Source organism: Kytococcus sp. HMSC28H12, assembly GCF_001816045.1.
In the GTDB taxonomy this organism is placed as follows: domain Bacteria; phylum Actinomycetota; class Actinomycetes; order Actinomycetales; family Dermatophilaceae; genus Kytococcus; species Kytococcus schroeteri.
In genome coordinates this window covers 1-4,344 of the sequence record NZ_KV824553.1, presented here as the reverse complement: position 1 = coordinate 4,344, position 4,344 = coordinate 1, and the positions used below count along the sequence as shown (strand labels likewise).

At 76.2% G+C, this 4,344-nt stretch carries 5 protein-coding genes; 2 read left to right on the top strand and 3 right to left on the bottom strand.

What is annotated here, in order from left to right:
- Positions 1 to 36: 36 nt before the first annotated feature.
- Both HMPREF3099_RS08355 and HMPREF3099_RS08350 read right to left on the bottom strand, forming a co-directional pair.
- The gene (locus HMPREF3099_RS08355) at positions 37 to 561 is read right to left on the bottom strand and encodes a hypothetical protein (RefSeq protein ID WP_070705546.1); all 525 of its coding nucleotides are present in this window, start codon (positions 559 to 561) and stop codon (positions 37 to 39) included.
- Positions 562 to 1,101, bottom strand: a complete 540-nt coding sequence (locus HMPREF3099_RS08350) for a YbhB/YbcL family Raf kinase inhibitor-like protein (protein ID WP_070705545.1) — start codon at positions 1,099 to 1,101, stop codon at positions 562 to 564.
- A 152-nt stretch (positions 1,102 to 1,253) separates the two neighbouring features.
- Between HMPREF3099_RS08350 and HMPREF3099_RS08345 the strand changes: the two genes are divergently transcribed.
- Complete coding sequence (locus HMPREF3099_RS08345; RefSeq protein WP_070705544.1) at positions 1,254 to 1,841, top strand: TIGR03086 family metal-binding protein; 588 nt, start codon at positions 1,254 to 1,256, stop codon at positions 1,839 to 1,841.
- A gap of 1 nt (position 1,842) precedes the next feature.
- Positions 1,843 to 2,961, top strand: coding sequence for an alanine racemase (locus HMPREF3099_RS08340; protein ID WP_083323636.1), 1,119 nt, complete (start codon positions 1,843 to 1,845; stop codon positions 2,959 to 2,961).
- A 30-nt stretch (positions 2,962 to 2,991) separates the two neighbouring features.
- On the opposite strand, the gene HMPREF3099_RS08335 is transcribed toward HMPREF3099_RS08340, so the two are convergent.
- Positions 2,992 to 4,344 (bottom strand): anthranilate synthase component I family protein (locus HMPREF3099_RS08335; RefSeq protein ID WP_141762082.1); only part of this gene is annotated, 1,353 nt, incomplete at its 5' end.

The following is a 4,344-nucleotide window of genomic DNA, read 5'->3' as shown; positions in this document are numbered from 1 at the left end:
CCTGGTGGTCCGCCCCCTCCGTCGTGCGTGCCGGGGTCAGCCGTCCAGGACGTCGTGGCGCAGCGCCCACCAGTTGACGGGCACGGCGGCCAGGGCGAGCGCGGTGCGCGGGTGGGAGACGCCGCGGCGCGCCACCCAGGCGATGGCCTGGCGCTCGAGCCACAGTCCACCGGCGGCGCCGGCCGCCAGCAGCACCACGCCGGGGAAGACGATGCGCTGCCAGGGGATCTCCGGCTCGTCGAGGCCCTGGGCCGTGCTCGGGAGCTCGGCCTCGGTGGGGTGCTCCGCGAGCTGCGTGGTGTCCTCACCGGACACGGGCTCGGCGCCCTCGGTGAGGCTCCACGAGGCCTCGGCGGTGCCGGGGACCACCGGGTCGGGGCGCAGTGCGATGGTGGCCGCGGCGCCGGCGATGATCAGCCCCTGCACGGGCCAGCGGCGGCGCCAGTCCGGGATCCACTCCGGCAGCGCGGTGCTCGCGGTGACCAGGCCGGTCAGGACCAGCGCCGGGGCCAGCTGGAAGGCGTCCCGGCGCACGGTCTGCTGGGGCAGCGAGCGGTCCACTCAGTCCTCCCGGGCCTGGTAGGTGCCGGTGAGGGTCCCCCGGCCGATGGTGTGGAACAGCATCGTGAACGCGGCCACGGTGGCGCTGGCCGAGTTGTCCAGCCCCAGGTCCTCGGTGTCCAGGGCGTGCACGGCCAGGATGTAGCGGTGCGGGCGGTCGCCGGGGGGCGGGGCCATGCCGGCCCAGGCCTTGGCGCCGGTGTCGGCCGAGACCATGAAGGCGCCCTCGGGCAGGTTGTGGCCGCCCTCGGCGCCGGCGTCCGCGGCCAGCTCGGTGACCGAGGCGGGGATGTTCAGGACCGTCCAGTGCCAGAAGCCGGCCGGCGTGGGGGCGTCCGGGTCGAAGCAGGACACGGCGAAGGACTTGGTGCCCTCGGGGGCACCGGTCCACGAGAGCTGCGGGGAGGTCTCGTCGCCCTCGGCGGCGTGGCGGCGCGACATCGGCTCGTGGTTGCGCAGGTCGGCGCTGGTGACGGTGAAGTCGGCGGTCTTCGGCAGCAGGCTGTAGGGCTCGGGGGCCTCGGGGCGGTGCAGGTCCATGGGCCCACCGTATGCGTCCGGTGTGGCGTGCGTCATCCCGGCGGGGTGTGGCCGCCCGGCCCGTCCCCAGCCGGTCGTGGCGGCCGCCGTTCGTCCACAGGTCCGCCGGGCGGGGGCGGGGCAGGCCGGGCGCCGACGGATAGCGTGCGCGCATGACCACTGCACCCAGCACGTCGCGCCAGGCCATCGACCTGCTGCCGGAGTCCGCCCGCGCCTTCGCCGTGGTGCTCGAGCGGTTGCCCGACGACGCCTGGGGCCGCCCCACGCCATGCAGCGAGTGGTCGGTCAAGGACGTGGTGAACCACGTGGTGGCCGAGCACGAGTGGGTGCCCCACCTGCTGCGGGGGGAGGGCGTGGAGCAGGTGGGGGACCGGTACGACGGGGACCGGCTCGGCGGCTCGCCGGCTGCTGCCCGCCGTGCGTGGCAGATGGCGATGCTGGGCTCGCTCCAGGCGTGGGCGCAGGTGGAGGAGGTGGACCAGCCGGTGGCCTTCTCCGGCGGCATGCAGACCGCGGGGGAGTACGCCCACCAGATGCTCGTGGACCTCACCGTGCACGCCTGGGACGTGGCGCAGGGCGGTGGGGTCTCGGTGCCGGTGCTCCCCGACGCCGTGGGCGTCGCCTTCGCCTACGAGAAGCCGCGGGTGGCGCAGGGCGAGGCCGCCGGTCTCTTTGCGCCGCCCAGGCGGCCCCGCTCGGACCATCCGATGGACCAGCTCGTCGCGCTGCTGGGGCGCTGACGTGGCGCTCGCTCCCCTGACCGACCTGCCGCCCACCCCGCGGGTGGTGCTGGACCGCGCCCGACTGCAGGCCAATGTCGACCGCATGGCCGCGACGGCCGCCGAGCGCGGCCAGGCCCTGCGACCCCACGCCAAGACCCACAAGTGCCCGCAGGTGGCCGCCCTGCAGCTGGCGGCCGGTGCGGTGGGCCTCACCGTGGCCACGCTGGGGGAGGCCGAGGCGTTCGCCGAGGCCGGGTGCGGCGACCTGCTCATCGCCTACCCGGTGTGGTGGACGTCCGACCAGGCGTGGCGTGCCGCGGAGCTGGCCACCCGGGTGCGGCTGGCGGTGGGCGTGGACTCCGTGGAAGGTGTGCAGCACCTGGCCGAGCTGTGGCAGGTACCGCGGGGGCGCACCCGGGAGCCCGCCGCGGGGCCGGTGGCCCTGCCGGAGCTCGTGGTGGAGGTGGACAGCGGCCACCACCGCAGCGGGTGCGCCCCGCAGGAGGCCCGCGCGGTGGCGCGTGCCGGCATCGAGACCGGGTTCGTGGTGCGCGGCCTGTTCACCTTCCCCGGACACAGCTACACGCCCGCGGGCCGGCGGGAGGTGGTGCGCCAGGAGGCCGACGCGGTGGCCGAGGCTGCCCGCGGCCTGCGCGCCGCCGGGGTGCCGACCCCGCACGTCTCCGGCGGGTCCACCCCCTCGGTGGCCCTGGAGGAGGCCGGTTTCGACGAGTTGCGCCCGGGCGTCTACGTGTTCGGCGACGCGCAGCAGTGGGAGCTGGGCACGTGTGCGCCCCAGGACATCGCGCTCACCGTGCACTCCACGGTGGTCTCGCACGCCGGTGGGCGCCTCGTCCTGGACGCCGGGAGCAAGGCCCTCGGTGCGGACCGGGCCGGCTGGGCCACCGGCTTCGGGCGGTTGCTGGACCACCCGGGTGCGCGCATCGAGGTGCTCAGCGAGCACCACGCGGTGGCGGTGCTGCCGGACGGCGAGCCGCTGCCGCCGCGGGGCAGCGTGGTGCGCGTGGTGCCCAACCACGTGTGCAACGCGGTCAACCTGGCCGAGGAGCTGCTCGTGGCCGACGACGGTGTGGTCACCGAGCGGTGGCCCGTCGCGGCGCGGGGACGCAACAGCTGAGGGGCGGGACTCGGCGTCGGTTCCGCCGGGTCACCGGCAGGCGGAACGGGCCTTGGTGAGCATCTCCTCGTACTCCGCCCGCGGGTCCGAGGCCAGCACCACGGCCCCGCCGGCCCCCACCGTGACGCGTCCGTCGTGCACGACGGCGGTGCGGATGACGATGGCCAGGTCGGCCGTCCCGGTGGCCGAGAGGTAGCCGAGCGTGCCGGCGTAGATCCCGCGCGGTCGGCCCTCGAGCTGGTCGAGCAGGTCGGTGGAGCGGGCCTTGGGGGCTCCCGTCATCGAGCCGCCGGGGAAGGCCGCGCGCAGCAGGTCCACCACCCCGGCCCCCTCGCGCAGGCGCCCGGTCACCGTCGTGACCAGCTGGTGCACCGTCGCGTGGGTCTCCACCGCCATGAGGCGGGGCACCCGGACCGTGCCCGGCCGGCAGACGCGCGCCAGGTCGTTGCGCAGCAGGTCCACGACCATGAGGTTCTCGGCGCGGGTCTTGGGGTCCGTGGCCAGGGCGGCGGCGCGGGCAGCGTCCTCGGCCGGGTCGTCGCTGCGGGCCGCGGTGCCCTTGATGGGGCGGGTCTCCACCGAGCCGTGGGCGTCCACGTGCAGGAAGCGCTCCGGGCTGGAGCACAGCACGGCGGTGCCGCCGTCCTGCAGCAGGGCGGCGAAGGGCGCCGGGTTGGTGCGCCGCTGGCGCAGGTAGGTCGGCAGCACCTCCCCGGTGAAGGGGGCGTCCACGGCCGTGGTGAGGCACAGCTCGTAGGACTCGCCCTCGCGCAACCACCGGCGGGCGGTCTCCACGTGCTCGGCGTAGGTGGCGGCGTCCACGAGCAGGGAGCCCTCCACGTCGGCCACCAGTGGTGTGCCCGCTGGCCGGGGCAGGAGCAGCGGGTCCGGTCCTGGGCCCGTGTCCGCGCCGGGTTCGCCCTCGCCGAGCAGGGCCCGCTGCGTGGAGGCGGCCCAGGCCTCTGCAGCGGTCACGGCGGCCGGCTCGTCGGGGCAGTGGGCCACCACCCACCCGTCCCCGGTGGCGTGGTCGAGCACCGCGTACCGGTCGGCTGACATCCACACCGCCTCGGGCGTGGCCGCGGGGACCACCGGGGGCGCGTCCGAGCGGGTGTCGGTCCAGCGCCGTGCCTCGTAGCCCAGCCAGCCCACGAAGCCGCCCTGCAGGTCGAAGGGCAGATCCTGCCGGTGCGGGGTCGGGCGCCCGGCCAGGGCGTGCTCCAGCACGGCGAAGGGGTCCTGTGCGGCCGAGGGGCGCAGCACCACCGCATGGGGTCCGGTGGGGGTGCCGAGCATCGTGAACCGGCCCCCGCCCTCGCCCGTGCGGGCGCTGTCCAACCACCACGAGGAGGGGCCGGCCGGGTCGGGCACCGGCCCCGACCC